The organism is bacterium (assembly GCA_026416715.1).
GTDB lineage: Bacteria > UBP4 > UBA4092 > JAOAEQ01 > JAOAEQ01 > JAOAEQ01.
The window spans coordinates 1-21618 of sequence record JAOAEQ010000003.1 but is presented as its reverse complement, the minus strand read 5'-3'; the positions used below and the strand labels follow the sequence as shown (position 1 = coordinate 21618).

Genomic DNA, 21618 nt, shown 5'->3' with positions numbered 1-21618 from the left:
CATTCATATTGGTAAAACGATAGCGATTGATATCGTAAGTTGAATAAAGTTTAGAGATGAGAAATAAGATATACTGGATAGTCCTATTATGGATAGTTTCACTAGTGTTTCTTGACAACCATAGTAATATGAGTTGCGCTGAATCGCATAACGTTGGTGGAAATGTGCAAAAAAGTAATAGAACTTATAGTGGATTTATAATCGGAATAAACGAATTCAGAAATAATCCGAAGGAAGTAGTCCGCTTTGTCAACGAGTTAATCAAACTCGATTATGCGGTTTATCGTTGTGCAACTACCGCAAATATCTCCGGAATACAATTTTATCAAGGAGAGTTTATTATTGATTTGAATCTAACAAATAAACAAACTATGGTTTTTCGGCGATTACGTACTCACCATGGTATTATCGGTCGTTTTGAATCAACAGCGTTTAGCATCCCGGCATATAAACTGGTTAAAGGAAAAATAGCGGTTTTAGATACCGATTATTCGCTTGGTGGCGCTGATAATCATGTTAATGTACTCGATAATCTCGGATTTTCTGTCGAGTATGTCACAGATATGGATTTATTAGATGGAACTTTAGTATATCCGGAATATCTCGCTCTAGTATTACCGGGCTTGGGAGGAAATAGTGGTTCTCCATGGTATACGTTTGGAGAAAAAAGCAAACAGGTTATACGCTCTTTTGTTCAGAACGGCGGCGGAATTTTTGGCACCTGCGCCGGGGCAGGACTCATACTGTCCCAAGGAGATTTCAATGACGAGTTTCCGAATAATTATCTTGATTTAGCTCCAATTGCTGGAACCGTAACATTTCGAGGACGCGGGTTAATTCTTGAAAAAGTGCTGGATACTGCAAGTCCTCTATTCTACGGGCTAGATGATGAATTCTATATGTTTCACAACGGTGGTGGCGGAATGCGGGTATTGAATGACAATGCGAAACCAATGGCAGTATATACCAATTTAGCTCGTTACGCCGCTAAACCTTGGGCGCATGATTATTATCATTGGGATACGGTTCAAAACCGATATCAAGGGCATCCGCCAGCTAATACTGAAGAAGAAGCACGCGATTGGTTAGCACCATATTTACATAATCCGAATTATGCAAGTACGGTTTTTGCTACGAATGGTAACGGTCGATTGGTTGCAACTGGAGACCATCCTGAAACATTAGCACGGCTTCAAGAAGGGGAAATGCCTTTATATAAGGATGGACCAACCATCATGGTAACGAGAGAGGATATTAATACCGGATGTATGTATGAAGCAAATATTATCTATGCGATAACACAATCGCCCATATCTTGGATACAGTTTGGGTTGCCTCGCAAAGTTTCGGATAGTAATTTAACCCAGATACCACGAGAAAAATTTAATAGCAGGTTAACGCAAAAAAATATCGCCCGTTTGAAATCGGAACTCGGTATCGTAGAACAGGAGATAAACGAACTTAATGAAATTATCACTGAATTGAACTCGCAACAAGCAAACCAAACGAATGTTGCAGTAAATAAATATTTAGGAAAAATATTATCTCAGACAAAAAAACTAGGTACAGAAATATCATATAGTTTGGGTACGTTACTCCAGCTAGAAGTTAATCTTGCAAACGAGAAAACAGATATACTGTTGAAAGATTTGATATGCGCAGAACAACAATTAAAAAGTATTAAGAAAGAACTAGTGTTTATCAATAATGCGGTCACGCAGTTACATTATATTGCTAAACAAATTGAACGGACGAAAGGACAGTATGGTTCGGCATATTCTGCTGATGACCGGCAAGAACATTGGCAAACGATATCCGAATTTTTACAGTTATATATATCTGATTCGATTCCATCGAATGAACGGATAGACTACGTTTTCGAAGCACCAGTTAACCCAGCTTCAGCTAATCGGATTATGGCATTGCGATATGCGAGAGATATAGTATATCGCATAAATCGGCAAATCCGAGAAATGATATTTCTTAAAAATTATGTACAATAATCGCTTATTATATAGGTTTTTGTTAAGCAGATTATCTTGTTATTGTAACAAAAATCCGTTCTATCTACGCTAGGGAAAGAGATACGATATGCAAAAAATGAGATTATGGTTAATATGCTTTTTAGGAGGTATGATTGTACAGTTCATGCATCCCAATTATTGTCGAGCTTTTTCAATAGTAACCGTAAACGTTTTAATTCATAATGGGATACATGCATCAGCGAACAGTGTTAATGGTACTGTAGCCTGTTTATCCACAGCTAATTATCATAACCTAGTTCCCGGGGTATGGTTTACGTGGGGTTTCAATGGAACCATTAATGCTTCAACGTTATCCGGTTATGATGTTCTCGTTATGCCCGGTGGTGATGGTTTTGGTAGCGGGTATCGGTTGGATCCCAATATTAATTCTAACGATATAAAGAACTGGATTGCAACCGGAAAAGGATATTACGGAACCTGTGCTGGAGCGTATGGCGGTACCTCAACTGTTTATGATTATGCACCCAATACTACTTCAGTGAGATATTATGCTTGGGGACTAGCACCACATGTAAACGCTATCGCTACCGCTTCGGATTCAACGGCGTTAACGGTAAGTATGACTTCTGCTGGACAATATACGTTAAATAATTCAGGAACCTTAACGCTTCGTTATATAAACGGTCCGGCAATGAAAGAGAATACACCGGGCGGAACCGTATTTGCTATCTATGCTGATAATATAACTGGATATCCAGGACATATTGCGATTGTCGGAGACACCTATGGTTCTGGAAGAACTATTCTTTGCGGACCGCATCCGGAGTTATCTCCGCAGAAACCTGAGTTAGTAGCGAGACTAACCGCTTGGGCTGGAAAAGCAATTGATACACAAATTCCCGTTGAATTATTTGATTTTGATGCCATAGATGAACCTGCAAATAACTAACAATAATGAAATTAATTATATTCCATACAATAGTTATGCTTTTACTCCTTATCGTTTCAGCACAAGCTATTAGCCGGGATAGTGTTATGGCAACAGCTTATGCTTACTATACTGCAACTTGGTTATGTTCAACCGCAAATGCTCATTCTGCATGGAATACGTTTACTGCAGGAATGTGGTATACCGGTGTACCATATAACATGGGTGGATGGGACACTCTCTCAACTTGTTTATGGAAACTAGCGAATGGAGTTATTGCGGGGAATAGTAAACAACTGAATCAGCATACTCCGCAACATGCTGGAGTTGATTGTTCCGGGTTAATTACCCGATGCTGGGGGATTGATACCGGAAAAATGTATACGTGGACATTACCCAGTATTTCACGAGAAATAAAATGGACTGAATTAATCCGTGGCGATATTTTAAATCGAACTGGTGATGACGGACATGTTCGTCTCTTTGATTATTTTACTGACGGAACCAAACAAATGATGGTTTATGAATCTACTGTCGGTGTTAAACCAGCGAGGGTAGTCCATCGTCCGGTGCGCTGGAATAAAACATATGTTCCACGCCGATTTGAACTGATAGAAGAACTACCGTTACCGCAGGTGCCGTATCATGATTTAGTATATTCTTCCGATACATTTTATCAACCATGGATACTCGGTGGCGTCGGTAAAGTTGGCGTAATTACCTGGAATATGCTCGATAGTTCGACTACCGAAAATAGTTTTATGGTAAGTGATAAGAAATATATCGGACAACTTACCCAACAGAATCCGGGGTTGAGTTATGCCTATACTGGTAGTTCAACTGATTCAAATTATACGGTAGAAGTTAACGTATGGTGTGAATATAATCATAATAGAACAAGTAACATCCAGCAATATCCCCAGATATTAGTTTATTTTAACCCTTTAACCATGCAGTATATAACGTTATATCCAGATTTCTCCCCAGGAAAAGATAGGCAGCGATTATGGTTACGAGCGTACGGTCCATTAGGTACGGTTAAAACCATTAAAACCTGGCAGTATCCGAAAGATTTTCCTGACCCGAAATGTTCCGGCTGGCATCAGTTTCGATTGAGTATCTTACATGGAAAGTTTATAGTCTGGATTGACGGTAAGAAATTATCTGAACCAAAAGGGAAATATCCTGGATTATCTTCAGGATATGTCGCTTGTTCGCTCTATGCAAAATCTACTAGTTCACAACGCGTCGGCTGGTTTAGCGAGCTAAAAGTAGAACCGACGGTTAGGAGAGAAACAATAAAAATAAAGTAGTAGTTAATATTTGAATAGCGTTAAATAGCCAAATGGTTAATGAAAAAATAATATTGGTTTTCATAATAATAATGTTTATATTTTCCGTTTCAGGATATCCAATATCACGAGATAGTGTGATGAGTATCGCTTATTCTTATTATACGGCTACATGGCTCTGTTCATCGGCGAATGCTAATCCAGCGTGGAATACTTTCACAGCAGGTTATTGGTATACCGGCGCACCCTATAATATGGGCGGTTGGGACACTTTATCTACCTGTTTCTGGAAACTTGCTAATGGTGTTATTGCAGGAAATAGTCAGCCGTGGTCAATCAATACCCATACACCAAGTCATGCTGGCGTAGACTGTTCCGGCTATGTTACTCGATGTTGGGGGATTTCTACTGGGAAATTATATACTTGGACTTTACCGAGTATATCGCGGCAAATTAGCTGGTCTGATTTAGTTCGTGGCGATATCCTGAACTGTTCTCGTGAACATGTCCGTCTTTTTGATTATTTTACTAACGGAACAACTGAAATGATGGTGTATGAATCTACCGTCAGTGTTTCACCTGGTCGAGTTACGCATCGTATTCTGCCAATAAGTTCTTTTACCGACTATATTCCAAGAAGATATAATCTCATTGAAGAGTTACCGTATCCGCATCCTCCATATCAAGATTTAGTTTCAGCTTCCGATAAATTTCAGCTGCCGTGGATTATTGGCGGGCTCGGTGGCGTAGGTGAAATGAGCTGGAATGTAGTAGCGGTTGCAACCACAGTTGGCGGTCTACCACCAGGAAACGATGGGTATGTCGGACAATTAACCCAGGAAAATTATGGCACCGGCTATGCTTATACCGGAAGTTCTACCGATAGTAATTATACGGTTGAAGCGTATGTCTGGTGCCGATATAATTCTAATGCAAATGATTCTGCATATCGATATAATCAGCTGTTCGCATATTTTCATCCATCACCGATGCATTATCTTCGGCTAAATGCTGATTTTACTCCAGCACGAAAACGGTTGTGTTTACAAGCGCGAAACACCCAAGGAACAATAACCACATTAAAAGAATGGAACTATCCGACTGATTTCCCTGACCCCGGAAAATCCGGTTGGCATCATTTCCGATTAAGTATCCTTGATGGATATATGAAAGTATGGTTCGATGGAACAAAATTGTCTGACCCCACAGGAAGCTATTCAGGTTTTACTACGGGATATGTTGCTTGTTCGCAATATTCCAATGTTGCAGGCGCTCAAATCGGTTGGTTTGATGAGTTGAAAGTATATCCAACTCGAATGACCCTTGATTCAGCAACTAGTATAACGCTTACTGTAGGACAAAGTACAACCCTTAAACTTATCGGCGGGATACCAACGCAACTGTGGATGGTATCTACAACCGATATTGTATCATTGAACACTACGGTTGGACCGCAGGTGGTAGTTAGCGCTTGTCATCCTGGTCAAGTTGTCCTAACTGCACAAGATACGTATTGGGCACAATCCGTTAGTGTAATCATTACGGTTCTTCCACCGGCAACGGTTGCACCGTTATTTAATGAAACCGATGGATTGATACGTGATAAGCAAAACCATCGAATACTATGGGATAACTTTTAGCTGAAGATTTAGGACTATAATGTTTACAAGGATATTCGCCTAAACATGGTTAGTATTGAAAGAAAGGTGAGGTATGTATGTATAAAAAAATATTTTTGGGGATATATCTGTTAAGTATACTATCAAGTTTTCTTATAATTAGTTCTCTAGGCATAGCTGCACCGACGGTAACCTTGAACGGTTCAGGAACCATAGTAATCGGGGATACGAGAGTGCTTATCGCTAGTGGCGGCGTCCCGCCATATACCTGGTCGATTAAAACGGTTTCCGGAGCACCGGGAATTTTAAGTGCATATTCTGGAGCTACCGTCTCATTTCTCGCTACGGTAGATGTTGGAACGTGTTATGTGGTTGTAACGGATAATTCAGCTCAAGCGAGCACGACGAATAATCTCACGGTCGTCTCTTCACCTATACCCATAAAAAGTTATTGGATTTGGGGTAGTTCCATTTCAAATCGTAGCGCTGCTACTACGGTCATCACCACGTCAACTACACACCAAATACGCGATGTTTTCTTGCTTGTTAAAGGAACATCTGGAACGTTTGATACGACTCGATTAGTTTGGATGACACAGATTGCTAAAGGGTTAAATACCAACGTTCGAATCCATCCGTGGGTAATTTGCTTTTCAGATTCATCAGCAGCAACGTTAGGTATCTATACAACTGTTAGCAGCACTTGGATAAGCCCGATGGATCCTCGATACCGCCAGTATTTAATGGATTCGTGTATCATTCCATTAGTTCGAGACCATCCGGATATTAATGGAGTCCATTTAGATTGTTTTCGCTATCCTGGAAATGCCTACAATTACGATACCGGGTTATCATTAGTTAAATTCTGTCTAGAAATCGTGACTACTGTTCGACGATATAACCCCGCAATCCCAGTATCAATAGCTGTTATGCCAGAAACTAGTAATAACGAGTATTCTTATGGACAAAGTTATTATAAACTCTCGACTGCTGGAGCACGAATTCTTGCACTGATGGCATACACCGGAAATTATGAACAGACCGCCGCGTGGGTAGGTAGAGTTATCAAATATGCACGGAATACTGCTGTCAGAACCTGTTCGATTTATGCTGGGTTACAATTTACGTATGATACCGGCGGATATATGCCAGCAGCGGAGATAGCTGCTGAAACTAGATACGCAATTGATTCCGGTACGCAAGGAGTAGCGGCATTTCGTTGGCCGATTCAATCATACCAATGGACTGCTTGGGATACTGTTGGAAATCCGACTCCATTAACCATTAGTCCTACTGGCACAATAACGTTACAACCGATTGGTGCGAGTACCGTGTTTCAAGCTAGTGGTGGATGGCAACCGTATACACGCTGGACAACAAGCAACTGGAGTATCGGGTCAGTTGCGGTATTTTGGGGAGAGAGTAGTGCTCGATTTTATGTCTGTAATACTGGAACTTGTACCATTATCGTTCGCGATTCTGCACCAGGTCCAGCGAGCGCAACTTCGGTAGTAATCCAGTGTGTTCCGGTTGAATTGATTGAGTTTGAAGCGATTATCGAACCAGAAAAAAATTATATACGTAAATAAACATTATCCAATTAAAATTTTTATATTACTATAAATTACTATGAGAAAAATTATCAAACTATCATATTGTTTACTATTCGCTCTTTCTATTATAACCACGCAAAGTTTTTGCCAGGATTCTTCAGGAAACAAACCGGTTACCATCCGCTATTTAACCTACGAAACGGCTCATCAACAAATTGTTGGAATTAAACGGATTATCGCTGAATTCGAAAAACTCCATCCGAACATTCGCGTGCAATTAGAACCGAATGCGGAAGCTTCGCGAATCTTCCTCGTTGAAATGGCAAGCGGTACACCGCCGGATGTGATGTATCTTGTCGGAACATTTTTAGCGCAATTAGTTGCAAAAAATGCGGTGTTAGATTTAACCCCGTTTATTGAACAAGACCAGATTGATATGTCGATTTTCTATCCGCAGGTACGAGATGTATTAACTTTCAATGGAAAGTTATATGCGTACCCAATCCATTTTTCGACCAACGTTATTTTCTATAATCGGAAACTTTTTGACCAAGCGGGTATACCTTATCCGGATGAAACTTGGACGTGGGACGATTATAAAGCCGCAGCAACGAAATTAACTAAAGATACGAATGGCGATGGTAAAATTGACCAATTCGGTACTTTGATTCCGGATTCGCGAATTCTGATTGCTTCATTTGGCGGGACATTCTTTAATGCGGATTTAACGAAATGTACGATTAATTCACCGGAAGCACGAAAAGCATTAGCTTGGGGTATGAGTATGTATGGGAAAGAAGCGCCGACTGTTGCCCAACTGTCTGATACTTCAGATATGCAGTTATTTGAAAATGGTCGGCTCGGAATGTTTATCGGTCGAACCTGGCAACTGGTTAAATTAACGGAAACGATGAATCCTGACGAGTGGGATGTTGCGCCGATGCCGAAAGGTGCCCGACGTATTTCAGTTTTAGCCGTAGGTGGACATTGTATCACGCGCGGTAGTAAACATCCGAAAGAAACCTGGGAGTTTATTAAGTTCTATTCGAGCGCAGAAGGACAAAAATTGTTAGGGGTTCAAAAGAATTGTGTTCCTGCGAATATCGAAGTGGCAACGGATACCAATTATTTTTTATGTCCGCCACCGCGTTCAATCAAACTGTTCATCGATTCATTATCATATTCGATTGTTGATATTCCTGATACACCATGGAAAACAGAATTATTAACTCGAGTTTGGAACCCGATTTTTGAAAAAATTAGAATGAACGCTATGCCTATCGATACTGGATTAGCGGAACTGCAGGAAAAAACCAATATCTTTCTATCGGAATTCGCGAAACGACCGGTTCCGGATTACGGCGCTTTCCAAACCGGGAGTAACAAATGGTCGAATTATTTCCCTTACGGAATTGCGGTTGCGGTCATTCTTTTAGTAGTGTTAATTATCGCCGCACGAAAATACCATTGGATGGAAGGGTATTTATTTATCGCCCCGTGGTTATTAGGATTTCTGATTTTCATTGTCGGACCGATTATCGCTTCGTTCCTATTAAGTTTTACGGAATATGATATTTTAAGTAGTCCCCATTGGGTAGGATTGAAAAACTATAAAACGTTGTTTACAGACCCGTTGTTCAAAAAATCCTTGTTTAATACCGTGTACTACGTCAGTTTTACGGTTCCACTTGGATTGGTTTTCTCGCTTTTCTTAGCCATGTTACTTAACAATAAAATTCGCGGGATTTATATATTTCGGGTTATTTACTATTTACCAGCGGTGACTTCCGGAGTTGCAATCAGTCTATTATGGCGATGGTTATATAATCCGGATGTTGGTTTAATAAACTATGTATTAAGTTGGTTCGGGATCCCAGCGTTAGGCTGGTTAACCTCACCGACTTGGGCATTACCGGCAATCATTATTATGGCAATATGGAGTTTCGTTGGTGGTCCGATGATTATCTATCTGGCGGGACTCCAGGGGATACCAGAACATCTGTATGAATCAGCAGAAATTGACGGTGCGAATTTTTGGCATAAATTCCGATATGTAACAATTCCGATGTTAAGCCCGACGATCTTTTTTAACTTAATCATTGGAATTATTAATTCTTTCCAAGTATTCACCTCCGTGTATGTTATGACCGGAACAGCTGGCGTGATTGAACCTGGTGGACCAGCGAATAGTACGCTCGTGTATATTCTCTATTTATATCAGAACGCATTCCGATATTTAGCGATGGGAAATGCTTGCGCTATGGCTTGGATTCTCTTTCTCATCATACTCGGCTTAACGATACTAAACTTTAAAGTAGCCCAGCATTGGGTACATTATGAACAAACGTAATCATTATCGTTAACGTTTAATAAAACACAGAAGGAGGAGAATTTGGATTACACTTAAACGTTATGTCTTTCATAGAAAGTAAAAAAACAAAACAACGTATCGGAAAGATAATCGTAATAACCATACTTTGCATCGGTGGTATTCTTTATCTACTACCCTTTTTGTGGATGATTCGAACTTCGTTGATGGAATATACCCAACTTAATCGGTTACCCATGGTATGGATTCCGAATCCCATTCGACTCGATAATTATCGTCAAGCGTTAACAATGATGAATTTTCCGGTTTTGCTTAAAAATACGCTTATCATTACTGCATTCGCGTTAACTGGTCAACTCATTTCCTGTTCGTTAGTTGCTTTCGGTTTTGCACGGTTACGGTTCCCAGGTCGAGAATTATTATTTTTCGTTCTATTGAGTACGATGATGTTACCAGCTATGGTAACTGAAATCCCGCGTTTTATTTTATTTACGAAACTTGGTTGGGTAGATACGTTTTATCCCTTAACCGTTCCGGCATATTTCGGCGGAAGCGCTTTTTTTATCTTTTTACTACGTCAATTTTTCCGCAGTATCCCTATCGACTTAGATGAAGCGGCACGGATTGATGGGTGTAGCTCGTTCCGCATTTATACCCAGATAATTATGCCATTATCAAAACCGGTGTTAACGACGGTCGTTCTATTTTCATTCATTTGGAACTGGAACGATTTCTGGGGTCCGCTGATTTATCTGCGGAGTGCAGATAAAAAAACATTAGCGCTCGGACTCCAAGTTTTCCAAGGGTTGTATCAGACAGAGTACCATTATCTAATGGCAGCTACGTTGGTAGTATTATTGCCGGTAATTATTCTTTTTATTGCTGCACAACGTTATTTTGTTAAAGGAATTGTCATGACCGGAATTAAAGGATAATTTCCCTTTCGAGAAATTCCGAATGTCAAAATACTTTAGGTTAAAATAAATCGATTTTTTCATTCTAGGTTGTGCATGAGGTTTTGTGTATCAGTTTCGGAAAGTGAATCGCACCGAGTTTGTGTTCAACCTCATGAAACATACCTAATCTGAGGGTTTACCCTAGCATCCTTTAATTACTCTGAGGTGATATACGAAACGATTATCTCCTCTAACGAAATTTGCAATTATTGTATGGTATCTCACTCATTCTGCTATGGGAATTACTCTAGGAGCTCGGGAGCAGGGTTGCCATCATAAAGGATACATTGTTCCTCTCTCATCGATAAGCGATTCTTCAACGGAATACCAAAGGCAACTGGATAGTTTTAAAGCGGTGAGTCGATTATTACGAAACCGATATACGGTATTCTGGCTGGCTGAATCGGTTCAGGTTCAGGGGACTGAAGTGTTACCTGGCAGTTTTATTGTTCCGGAATCTAGTTCCCCTGCATTTACAGAATTATTTTCTAATATCTGCCAGCAATTTAAGCTAAATCCGATATATACAGAATTCCCACGAACCGTAAAGGTATATACTTTACGGTTACCTAAGGTAGCGATATATTGCGGTGACCGAACGTTTGATGGCCCGGCAAGTTTCGTTCGAATCTGCGAACAGTTAGGGGTTGACTGCGATATGATTAATGGTATGGATATCCGCAATGGGATGCTAACACGTAACCGATATAATCTGGTTTTAATTCCCGGCGGATTATCCACCGTGCAAGCGTATGTAATCTATCCGAAAGGATTAACAGCAATTCGTAATTTTGTAAAACGTGGAAATGGTTATTTAGGGGTTTGTGCTGGAGCGTATCTCGCCGCAGATACGGAGTTGGGATTGAATTTGGTAACGAATACTCTAGCTGATAGTGCTGCGGTTGGTGAAGTAGAAATAGCACCGACTAATTCCGATTTACCAATATTCTGGGGCTATCCTCGTTCTCGGTTCAAGCTTAAATACTGGTGTGGGCCAACGTTTCAACTTGATTCTCGTGTTCTCGCTAAAATCGAAACAGTTCCGGCGCAATGGAAAAAACCGGAATTATGTCAGCAGGGGTGTATGATTGCTAGTGAGTATCAAAAAGGTAAAGTGGTGTTAATCGGACCGCATCCTGAATCTTCTACCGGTATTGAGAATGTTGAAGGAATGCCACGGTTGTATGGAAATATTATCTTCTATTTAACCGCAACACAGAGTACACCTTCTACTCGAGCGATACAACCCTATTTCGCTTGGAAGTATGTTTCATCTAACCGTATATCAACTTATACCAAGAAATCAGGTAAACCTACTGTCAGCTCAGCGAAACTAGCGGAATTAGCTGAACGAAATTTAGTTACAGTTAACCAAATCGCTGACCTGATTCGAAAAGTTGACCGTATCTGTGAGAGGATTGATACTCAACCAGAACAAGGGAATTTAATGTGGCATAAATGTTATTTCGTATGGAGAATGCCGAGCGCAAAAGAGTATATCCAGAAACTGCAGGAACTATTAATTGCGATTGTTCGAATGACAACAGCTGATACAACGGATAGGAATAGGAAGACTCAATGCGTTCTCCCACAGGGTACAGAAATGTATGTTCAATTGCAGAAAATGCAGCGAGAGTTACCGCCGGTATTAGCGTCGTGGCGCAAGATTTATGCGGGTATGACCGAGTTTGAACAGGAATTTCATAACGTAGTTATGGTAGCGCAAAAAAACCAATCTACATCAACCGGGAACCAGCTGGATACGAATACGGTTATATCGTCTGACCTAAAACGTGCATGGTGGAAATTGAATATTAAAGAATATATAATAAGTGCAGAATTTATTGGCGGTGAGAGTTGGAAATATTGGAATAATGAACATGATATGACTGAAAGTAAACTCATCCGAGACCAGAAAACTGGTACTCCCGTGAAGGTGATACATGCTTCTACGTCAAAAGGAGCATTATGGACTATCGTTCAACTTTATCTAGAACTCCACCGGATATTAGGTAATGAACGATGATTGCGAGTGTATAATCCTAACCATATTCAAGGGTAAGAACTATGATGCCCAATACTATTCAAGAGATGAAACAAGCAATTATTCAGGAAGTTGACCGGCTTAAGGATAGATTGATTGGTTTAAGTCAGCAAATCCATGCGAAACCGGAACTGGCTTTTGAAGAGTTTTATGCTGTAGAAATATTAACCAACTATTTAACCGAGCAGGGGTTTAGAATTGAACTCAATCTTGCAGAGTTACCAACCGCATTTCGTGCGGTATATCAGGGGTTGCGTTCAACTCCGGTAATTGGGCTACTTGCGGAATACGATGCACTACCGGAAATCGGGCATGGTTGTGGGCATAATTTAATTGCGGTTGCTTCCGTTGGAGCAGCGGTCGCGTTAAAAAATGTTTTTCACTCGCTCGGGCTACCAGGACAGATTCAGGTAATTGGAACACCGGCAGAAGAAAAAGGGGGCGGTAAAATTCTACTGTTACAAAAAGGGATATTCGATTCCCTTGATGTAGCGATGATGTTTCATCCGGATAATAAAACGATTGTTGATTATTATAGTTTAGCAAACCAATCCATTACCGTAGAATTTTTTGGTAAAGCGTCACACGCTGCAGTTGCTCCGGAACAAGGTATTAATGCGCTCGATGCACTTCTATTAAGTTTTAATAATATCAATGCGTTACGACAGCATATCGTTTCCAGTTCACGCATTCATGGCATTATTACTGCCGGCGGAAAAGCCGCAAATGTTGTTCCTGATTATGCGAGCGGCGTGTTTATCGTTCGTAGTCTAACGAATGGATATCTTAAAGAACTGGTGGAAAAAGTACTGAATTGTTTTCGCGCTGCGAGTACGGCTACAGGAGCAAAATTGGTCTATAAACTATCCCCGGTATCATATGCGGCGATGCAATCGAATCAGGCGTTAGCGCGTTTATTCAGTCAGAACTTAAACTTGTTAGGTATTGAAGTACAGCCGAGTTATCCGACGAACGGACTAGGTAGCAGTGATATCGGTAATGTCAGCCAACTGGTTCCGACAATCCATCCGAAAATCGCTATTACTGACCCGCCAGTAAGTTTACATTCGCCTGAGTTCGCTACCGCAGCTTGTTCAAACCGAGGATGGAACGGTTTATTAGCTGCAGCTAAAGCGTTAGCGATGACTTCGGTTGACCTCTTGTTAGAACCGAATACTATTGTTATAATAAAGCAAGAATTTTTTAGGAATAGATGAAAGCAGGTGGTTAATTATGGTAAAAACTAGCGTTGATGAGAAGAAGCGGATTTTGAATCAGCATCGCATGGAAATATTAAATTTAATCCGGACGCATGGACCGTTATCCCGAACGGATATCAATAACATAACGAATATTCGGTTAACCACGGTTACTGAAATTGTAAAAGAACTTATCGAGAACGGGATTGTTATTGAAGTTGGAAGTGCTGAATCTACCGGTGGTAGAAAACCGATACTATTGACCATTAATCCTACACAAGGTTATATCATTGGTATTGATATACGAGCGACGAATATTCGCGGAGCGTTAACAAACTTACGGTCACAAATCATCGCGCATCAGCAACAGGATATGCCGCCAGAAAATTCCGGGATGGCGGTAGTGCAACAGGTTAAAGATATCATTCGCCAACTGATTAATGCTGTTCCGGATAAAGATAAACTGTTAGGCGTTGGGATAGCTGTAGCAGGTTTGGTAGATAGTGTCCAGGGGATAGTTATTTTTAGTGCGAATATTCCCGGATGGCGGAATATTCCATTAAAACAATTAATCGAATCCGAGTTTAATATTCCGACTGCTATTGAGGAAAAAGCGCGTTCTGCCGCGTTAGGGGAACGCGTGTTCGGTTGTGGTCGAGATATTGATGATTTGATTTATTACCATATCGGAATGGGTATTGGTGCGGGAATTATCAGTCATGGGGTTCTCTATTTTGGGGCAAGTCAGTCTGCAGGAGAAATAGGCCATACGGTGATTGACGAAACTGGTCCACCGTGTCGATGCGGTAATTTCGGGTGTTTAGAAGCGATTGCTTCTGCAAAAGCGATTCGTGAACATGCGATTGCTGCGTTGGAAAAAGGGGTTGATTCGATTCTAAATGATTTAGTTAATAAAAATTTAGAGAGTATTACTTCTGAAAAAGTCTACATTGCAGCAACACGTGGGGATAAACTCTGTCGGCGGATATTACAAGAAGCGGGAACGCATCTTGGAATCGGGGCTGCGAATCTGGTGAATATCCTAAATCCAGCATTACTCATTATCGGCGGCGCTTTAACGAAAGCTGGCGAGTTCATTTTAGAACCGTTACTGCGCACGTTGCAAGAACGGAGTCTAAGCGTCTCTGCGCAAGCGGTTAAAATTAGAGTGTCAGAACTTGGCGACGATGCTGCGCTTCTCGGTGCGACGACGCTCATTTTAAAAAATATTTTTACGATTCCTGAGTTAGCAGGTTCCCCACACATTAAATAAGATACCGTAGAATACGGGAATATCGCTGAGGTGAAGTTCTCGGTGATATTGTGGATATGCTAAAATTCGCTGGGGCTATGGATAGAGGATTAATCTGTAGCAGGTTTGATTTCTGTTCCTATCAGGAGTTTCACCGATACTTTAGTCTACAGTATTGCCTTTTCAATACGCGAAACTTACCTGAACAATCATCGTGTCGTGTTCAGAATCATCTAAAATAAAATGGATATGCGAACAAAATTCTATATTATTTTGACCTAATGAGCGATTATGGCTATACAAGAATTTAAATTAGCGTATGGGAGTAGTAGTATTACTATCCATATTCCAGAACAGAATGTCGCTGGATATTATTCTCCATTATCCGTTAAAACCGAACCGGATACGAAACAAGCGATTACACAAGCTATTCGAGCAACGAAACTATCGGTATCTTCTCTCGTAAACGGTAAACGAATCTGCTTGCTTATCGCTGACGGTACCCGGTCGGAACCGCATCAGGAACTGATTGAAGTTATCGTTCCCTTTCTTAAATCTGCTAAAGAAGTTACATTTTTTATCACCACCGGTTCCCATGATATTAAAATGGATAAAACGCGCCAGATTGCTCGATGGATAGACGAGAATAGCAAACAAGTAGGGTTAGCTTCGTATACAATCAGGTTAAACGATTGCTTTGATCGAGAAGCGTTCGTCAATCTCGGAACAACTTCTCGAGGAACTCCGATTCTCGTTAACCAAGCGATACTAAATGCGGAAGTATATCTGGTTATTGCCGATTGTAAATATCATTATTTCGCTGGATATAGCAATTATCTCAAACATTTCATACCCGGTGCTTGCGCATTCGAAACTATCGAAAAAAACCATCGGTTAGCCCTTGATGAATTATCTACGTTCGGTCGGCATCCCTGGCATCCTGACCCGAACCGGAGAATCCAACCGCTCGCAGAAGATATGCTAGAAATCGTGAATAGGATCATTTCCCCAGAGCAACCAGTATTCAATTTAACGATTGTTACTGCGAATAACCGAATCGTCTGGGCGAAAGCTGGTAATCCGCAAGAAGTCAGTTCCGCTGCGTTTACGTTTATTGACCAGACGATGTCGTTTGCAGTTGAACCGGTCAAATATCTCGTGGTAACCCCTGGTCCGAAACCCGAAGGCGACCAGCTTTATGACGCACAGCGCGGCCTTGAATTAACGAAACAAGCGATTATCCCTGGTGGTGAAATTTTATGGTTAGTCCCCTGCGATTTAGGTATTGCTCCGAATCAGAACGCATACCACCATTTCTATGAGTTATTAGCTCAATCGGAAGAGCCGGATGAAGTGATGGAAAATATCGCCAGCGGATATAAGCTCTATTCCCATAAAGCATATAAATTCGCCCAGCTATTGAACAAGGTTAATATTTTGGTTTATACCGAGCTGGCGGAAGAAACGGTTACGAAAATTCATATGAAAAAGATAACTGACCCGCAAGCGGTTATCGACCGATGGCTAGCGGATGACCCGAACGCAAAAATCATCGTTGTCGATGGCGCAAATAAAACTGTACTTAGAGCGAAATAACTTACCCTACCGGCGACTGTTCGTAAAAAAAATTGAGTTCTCCAGTTCTAAAAATGCCTACTTACTTTATTATTCTACCTACCCCACGTTAGCCCGAAGGTTAATAAGTAACGAACCTAGAATTGAATACTAAAAAAGCAGAACATTTACGCAAAATTTTCAATTAAAACAAATCTAGTATACGAGTCTATTCTTCAATAATCGCTGCACCTACAATATTACATACTTGACGTAATAAAGGATTGATATTACCTTTCCCATCAGGATGGATACGATTGCATAATAACACGATAAAAGTTTGCGTATTTAAATCAGCACGAACCGCAGTTCCAGTCCACCCGATATGCCCGAAACCCTGTTTGGGAAAACTGAGCATTGGTTCTTGTCCGGTATCACGCGCGATGATACCCCAACCGAGTCCCCACGCACGAGTTGGAGTCGGTGATTGATTGGTAGTCATCAGCCGAACTGATTCCGGAGTAAAAATCCGTACCCCATGATATTCTCCACCATTCAATAGCATCTGGCAGAATATTACCATATCATCCACTGTTGAAAATAACCCTGCATGACCGGCAACTCCGCCCATTTCCCAAGCGGTTGGGTCATGAACTTGACCACGTAATAATTTCCCGAATCGAAATTCAGTCGGCGCACATCGTGACCATTTATATTTCGGCGGTAGATACCCAGTATCTTTCATGTTCAACGGGTTAAAAATCCGTTCCGCAACAAAGATATGTTCTGGTTTACCGGAAACACGACGGATAATTTCCCCTAGAATAATGTATCCTAAATCGGAATATACATATTTCGTTCCCGGAGAATAGCTTGTACTCATTGAAGCGATATCTCGGATAATCCCATCATAGCCAAGCTGTTTATTAAAATATGCGCCACCCGGTTTAAGCCCGGAGGTATGCGTTAACAAATGTAATATGGTTACATTTTCCTTTCCATTCTGCGCAAATTCCGGAATGTATGTTGATACTTTATCATTAATATTCAGTTTACCATCTTGCACTAACAACATTATCCCGCTTGCAGTTGCTGTCGGTTTGGTTAACGATGCCATATCGAATATCGTATCCACCGTCATTTTTTCAATCCGCGGTTTCACCATCCGGTTCCCATACGCTTTTTTATAGACTAGTTTTCCTTTCCGAGCGACTAACAGAACCGCACCCCGCACTTCGTTGTTCGCGATACTTGTTTCAATTGCAGTATCAACCGTAGTCAAAACAGAAAGCGAGATACCAACTTTTTCCGGAGAAGTTTTCGGTAGCGGACGCGCAAAGATATTTTGGCAATTAACAGTTGCTATACCCACAACGATTGAGATAACAATTCTCTTTAACTGATGCATGGTAATGTATCCTTTTCAAATTTTCTTCTTATAATAAAACCCTTTTAAGGAACTCGAGAAATTTGATTAACTCTGGCGAATTACTTTTTAGGAATTCTTTATCGATCAGGATTTTCTTACCTTCCTTCGTTAGGAAGATTAGTGGCGTTGGTTGCATAAATCTTGGAAAGTATTGCTTCTCCCAAAGTATACCTATAACGTTTCGTTTCATGCGCGAAAGAGATCTTTCAACCTTAATGCCTTCTGAAAACACCGCGATGAACTTCTCATCTTCCTCATGGATCGTCATTGATAAACATTCTCCAAAATTGATGGACAAATGTTTTAGTCTAGGAATCTTCTTAAGGAACTCGATGAATTTTACTAACTCGGGTGATTTACTCTTCATAAATTTTTTATCGATTTCAATTTCCTTATTTTCCTTCGTTAGAAAGGTTATTCTCACCGGACTCATAAATCTTGGGAGGTATTTCTTTTCCCAAAGCATATATTCAACGTTTCGTTTTGTCCGCGAAAGAGGTTGTTCAATCTTACAATCTTTTGAAAATTCTGTGATGAGTTTCTCATCTTCCTCACGGATCGTCATTGATACTAAAAATCCAATGCCCATGCTCACTCACCTCTATAGGGAACCAACCCAGCAATACCAGCAATACTTTCTAATCTTCTACAACTTATATTATTATCACAAAAGGGTACCTATGAACGCGATATTATCGTGTTCGTCGTTCCAATACTACTGAATTTTATATCATATATAAAGAACGGATGTCAATATCATTCACCAGGTAAAAACCTAGTCGTTTCTTACTTTAATCTAACTACTTCGACCCAACTTTAATAGAGAATCTATTAGGGGTAGATTTAAACGGTTCTTAAGCATGAACTAAAATTTCCGTATAAATTTCGAACGGTATCTCTATCCGTACCAACTTGTCTAACTCCAGGAAGAAATGAGAGACATCAGGGGTAGCTCATGGTGCAGTAAACTACTTCCGTAAAATGACTAATGATTCGGAGGGTAAACTATGGTCTTCTTACCTATTACCGCTATCAAATATACTTCGCACGTTCGTAAAGAACTCGGCGATATTGAAACCTTAGCAGAGGATATCCAACAGCACGGAATGGTACATCCGCTAGTCGTGAATCAAAATAACGAATTACTCGCAGGGTATCGTCGCCTGAAAGCTGCAGAACGGCTCGGTTGGCACGAAGTCCCAGTCACAATCATCCATTCCGACCAAACGCTCACCCAACTGGATATCCAGCTCGCGGAAAATATGAAACGAAAAGAACTAACTCCGCTGGAAATCAGCGAGGTGATTCTCGAACGAAAACATCGGTTCGAACAGCGGTATGGTCCGATCCATCGCGGCGGAAACCGAATGGGACAACCGAATGACCGGAGCAAACTCCAGACTCCGGAGTTTGCTCCCCCGAATTTCTATACCGAAACTGCGAAACTCCTCAACCTGAGTGCAAGTTCGATATTTGCATTACTCCAACTGCGGAACCTCGACCCTGACCTGAAAGAACAGGTTAGTAACCGGAAACTCGGATATTGCGCTGCACTCGAAGAACAAGCGAAACGAAACCGAACACGGAAACTCCTCGATAAAACTTCAACTCCGCTCAAATCTATTCCGCTTCCGAATAAAGCGGATATTGCTCCGCTCCAGAAACAATATCAATCTGCGCCGAACCTGATGAACCTGTTCATGCTCGTTCAGCATTCCTACCAGACGGTTCATCAGATGAAAGAACGAACGCTCGAATTCGACCGATTCGAACCGGAATATTTGTTTTTATTCATCCAGCGACTAGAAGAAGTGGTTGATTATTATCAGAAACTCTTAGCTACCCTACTCCAAATGCAGGAACAGAATCTTCGCGAGCAATACACTTAATTTGTGCAAAAGGAAAGGGACTGTAATTCAATGGGACGAGCGAAAATCGATGGCTAAATCTAGATCCATGTTTAGATCTACTACAGCAGCTTCAATTTGGCTAGCATTTTTTGCAGTGGTATAGACACAAAATTCTGTTGTCGCTGTACCATCGGAATAGATACCTTCAATCGCATCCGGATGTTTTGTAGATTTTCGAAACTGGTTTTTCTTAGGCAAATCCGGATTATAGTAGTAGGTATTAATTCGAGTAATATAGGGTTTTTGTAGCAATTTTTCAAGATATTCTTTCAGCCCGTGATGTTTGCCAGAGTTTTTATTCTCATAACTAATTTTTTTCTGTTCTGGAGCAAGTCCCGAATCTGGCGGTAATAATTGTTTTCGCACATTTGGAAATTGCTGGAGAAAAAGTTGATGATAGAGTGTGCCGAGTGCACTTAAGAAAACATTCCCATCTTCCTCCAGAAACAGAACTTTCATTGATTCCGGAATTCGCTGATACTCCGAGTCAGTTACTTTCAAAAATTCGTCACTAAATTTAGCTTCTGCAGATTCAAAGAGTTCATAATGGTCTAGCCATAAATCGAAACTAAACGAAATCGGCATCGGCGGCAGTTCAACAATCGAATCGAACTTTTCAAACTGATAATAGACCGGAATCCCAAACGCTTGACCAATCAACCCGGCGAACGATATCTGCGCTTTATATCCGCCAGTCGCATTGATTGCAATTGAGACGTCCGGAAATTTCTTTTTCAATTCAGCAATATAGTCTACCAGATGTTTCAACCCACGTAAGAACTTCTTTTCGTCAGTATGCTGTAAATCCTTGATAGTTTTGGTATTGACGGTATGAAACTGGTTCGCATAAAATGAACCGAGAACTTCGCCGATAAATTTTCCTTCCGGGGTATCAGAAACGCAAAAATAAAGTTTAGTATCCCGATTAATCTTGTTCTGGCGAAGGAGCGAATTTAACGAAGTGATTTCTGCACCGAGAAGTTTATCGTTTTCGTCAAGCTGACGCAGGTGGTTGACCAGCCAAATCCGACTCTGCTCCGAGAACTCTTTCAGTTTCTGTTCTTCAAGTTTAGCTCGCCAATGTCCCCAGAGCGAGGTACCGACCGTCGAAATTAAGATTCGGTTCATCAGCTTATCTCCACCCAGCCGAATGAAGGATGCCCGCCTTCAAGCCGTTTTCGAGTTTTTGGCGGATGAACTCTTGTCACCCGCTGATATTCGGAGTCTAAACCAATATCTTTTGCAAGAATTAAGAATGAGGTGCTATATGCGGTTGCGCCTTGTCCCAATCGAAGCAGGGTACCTTTTGGTATTGGAGAAGTTACTGGTTCGTTTTTCCACTCTTTCCGGTCTTCTTCTAGAACCCGGCGATAGAACGTATTAGTAATTTTAAGGATATTCTCGAGAGAAACCTTTGCGTGTTGCACAGTTGCTGCTAAAGTAAAAGTAGTATTTGATTTTACCACTTCGTATAAGATTGGCAACTGACTTTTTCCTTTTCCGCCAACGACTTTCGCTAATAATATGGCTAACGAAGTTTGCGGATTATGGCTATTACTATCTGATAC

Annotated in this window: 16 protein-coding genes; 12 read left to right on the top strand and 4 right to left on the bottom strand. The window is 40.9% G+C overall.

Annotated elements, in window-relative coordinates; translation table 11 throughout:
* Positions 1–128: 128 nt before the first annotated feature.
* The 11 genes from N3A72_01745 (at position 129) to N3A72_01695 (ending at position 16753) form a co-directional block, all read left to right on the top strand.
* Complete coding sequence (locus N3A72_01745; protein MCX7918334.1) at positions 129–2003, top strand: hypothetical protein; 1875 nt, start codon at positions 129–131, stop codon at positions 2001–2003.
* Between the two features lie 130 nt (positions 2004–2133).
* On the top strand, positions 2134–2934 hold the full coding sequence (locus tag N3A72_01740; protein ID MCX7918333.1) for a BPL-N domain-containing protein: 801 nt from the start codon (positions 2134–2136) through the stop codon (positions 2932–2934).
* 5 nt (positions 2935–2939) lie between these two features.
* Positions 2940–4226, top strand: a complete 1287-nt coding sequence (locus tag N3A72_01735; GenBank protein MCX7918332.1) for a hypothetical protein — start codon at positions 2940–2942, stop codon at positions 4224–4226.
* Between the two features lie 71 nt (positions 4227–4297).
* Positions 4298–5845 (top strand): hypothetical protein, encoded by a 1548-nt coding sequence (locus N3A72_01730; GenBank protein ID MCX7918331.1) that lies wholly within the window; start codon positions 4298–4300, stop codon positions 5843–5845.
* 77 nt (positions 5846–5922) lie between these two features.
* The gene (locus N3A72_01725) at positions 5923–7413 is read left to right on the top strand and encodes a hypothetical protein (protein ID MCX7918330.1); all 1491 of its coding nucleotides are present in this window, start codon (positions 5923–5925) and stop codon (positions 7411–7413) included.
* 40 nt (positions 7414–7453) lie between these two features.
* Positions 7454–9727: an extracellular solute-binding protein gene (locus tag N3A72_01720; GenBank protein MCX7918329.1), complete on the top strand. Its 2274-nt coding sequence runs from the start codon at positions 7454–7456 to the stop codon at positions 9725–9727.
* A gap of 62 nt (positions 9728–9789) precedes the next feature.
* Positions 9790–10641, top strand: coding sequence for a carbohydrate ABC transporter permease (locus tag N3A72_01715; protein MCX7918328.1), 852 nt, complete (start codon positions 9790–9792; stop codon positions 10639–10641).
* A 256-nt stretch (positions 10642–10897) separates the two neighbouring features.
* Positions 10898–12688, top strand: coding sequence for a BPL-N domain-containing protein (locus tag N3A72_01710; protein MCX7918327.1), 1791 nt, complete (start codon positions 10898–10900; stop codon positions 12686–12688).
* A 41-nt stretch (positions 12689–12729) separates the two neighbouring features.
* Positions 12730–13923 carry a M20 family metallopeptidase gene (locus N3A72_01705; GenBank protein ID MCX7918326.1) on the top strand — a complete coding sequence of 398 codons (1194 nt, stop codon included), beginning with the start codon at positions 12730–12732 and terminating at the stop codon, positions 13921–13923.
* Between the two features lie 16 nt (positions 13924–13939).
* Positions 13940–15178 carry an ROK family transcriptional regulator gene (locus N3A72_01700; protein ID MCX7918325.1) on the top strand — a complete coding sequence of 413 codons (1239 nt, stop codon included), beginning with the start codon at positions 13940–13942 and terminating at the stop codon, positions 15176–15178.
* Positions 15179–15448: 270 nt separating this feature from the next.
* The gene (locus tag N3A72_01695; GenBank protein ID MCX7918324.1) at positions 15449–16753 is read left to right on the top strand and encodes a lactate racemase domain-containing protein; all 1305 of its coding nucleotides are present in this window, start codon (positions 15449–15451) and stop codon (positions 16751–16753) included.
* A 187-nt stretch (positions 16754–16940) separates the two neighbouring features.
* Here the strand turns inward: N3A72_01695 and N3A72_01690 are convergent, their stop codons facing one another.
* Together N3A72_01690 and N3A72_01685 are read right to left on the bottom strand one after the other, a co-directional pair.
* Positions 16941–18119, bottom strand: a complete 1179-nt coding sequence (locus N3A72_01690) for a serine hydrolase (GenBank protein ID MCX7918323.1) — start codon at positions 18117–18119, stop codon at positions 16941–16943.
* A 28-nt stretch (positions 18120–18147) separates the two neighbouring features.
* The gene (locus N3A72_01685; protein MCX7918322.1) at positions 18148–18729 is read right to left on the bottom strand and encodes a hypothetical protein; all 582 of its coding nucleotides are present in this window, start codon (positions 18727–18729) and stop codon (positions 18148–18150) included.
* Between the two features lie 418 nt (positions 18730–19147).
* Between N3A72_01685 and N3A72_01680 the strand changes: the two genes are divergently transcribed.
* On the top strand, positions 19148–20029 hold the full coding sequence (locus tag N3A72_01680) for a ParB N-terminal domain-containing protein (GenBank protein MCX7918321.1): 882 nt from the start codon (positions 19148–19150) through the stop codon (positions 20027–20029).
* 27 nt (positions 20030–20056) lie between these two features.
* Here N3A72_01680 and N3A72_01675 read toward each other — a convergent pair whose 3' ends face one another.
* Positions 20057–21178 carry a putative CRISPR-associated protein gene (locus tag N3A72_01675; GenBank protein ID MCX7918320.1) on the bottom strand — a complete coding sequence of 374 codons (1122 nt, stop codon included), beginning with the start codon at positions 21176–21178 and terminating at the stop codon, positions 20057–20059.
* On the bottom strand, positions 21178–21618 hold a 441-nt coding region (locus tag N3A72_01670), incomplete at its 5' end, for a hypothetical protein (protein ID MCX7918319.1). The genes N3A72_01675 and N3A72_01670, both read right to left, overlap by 1 nt.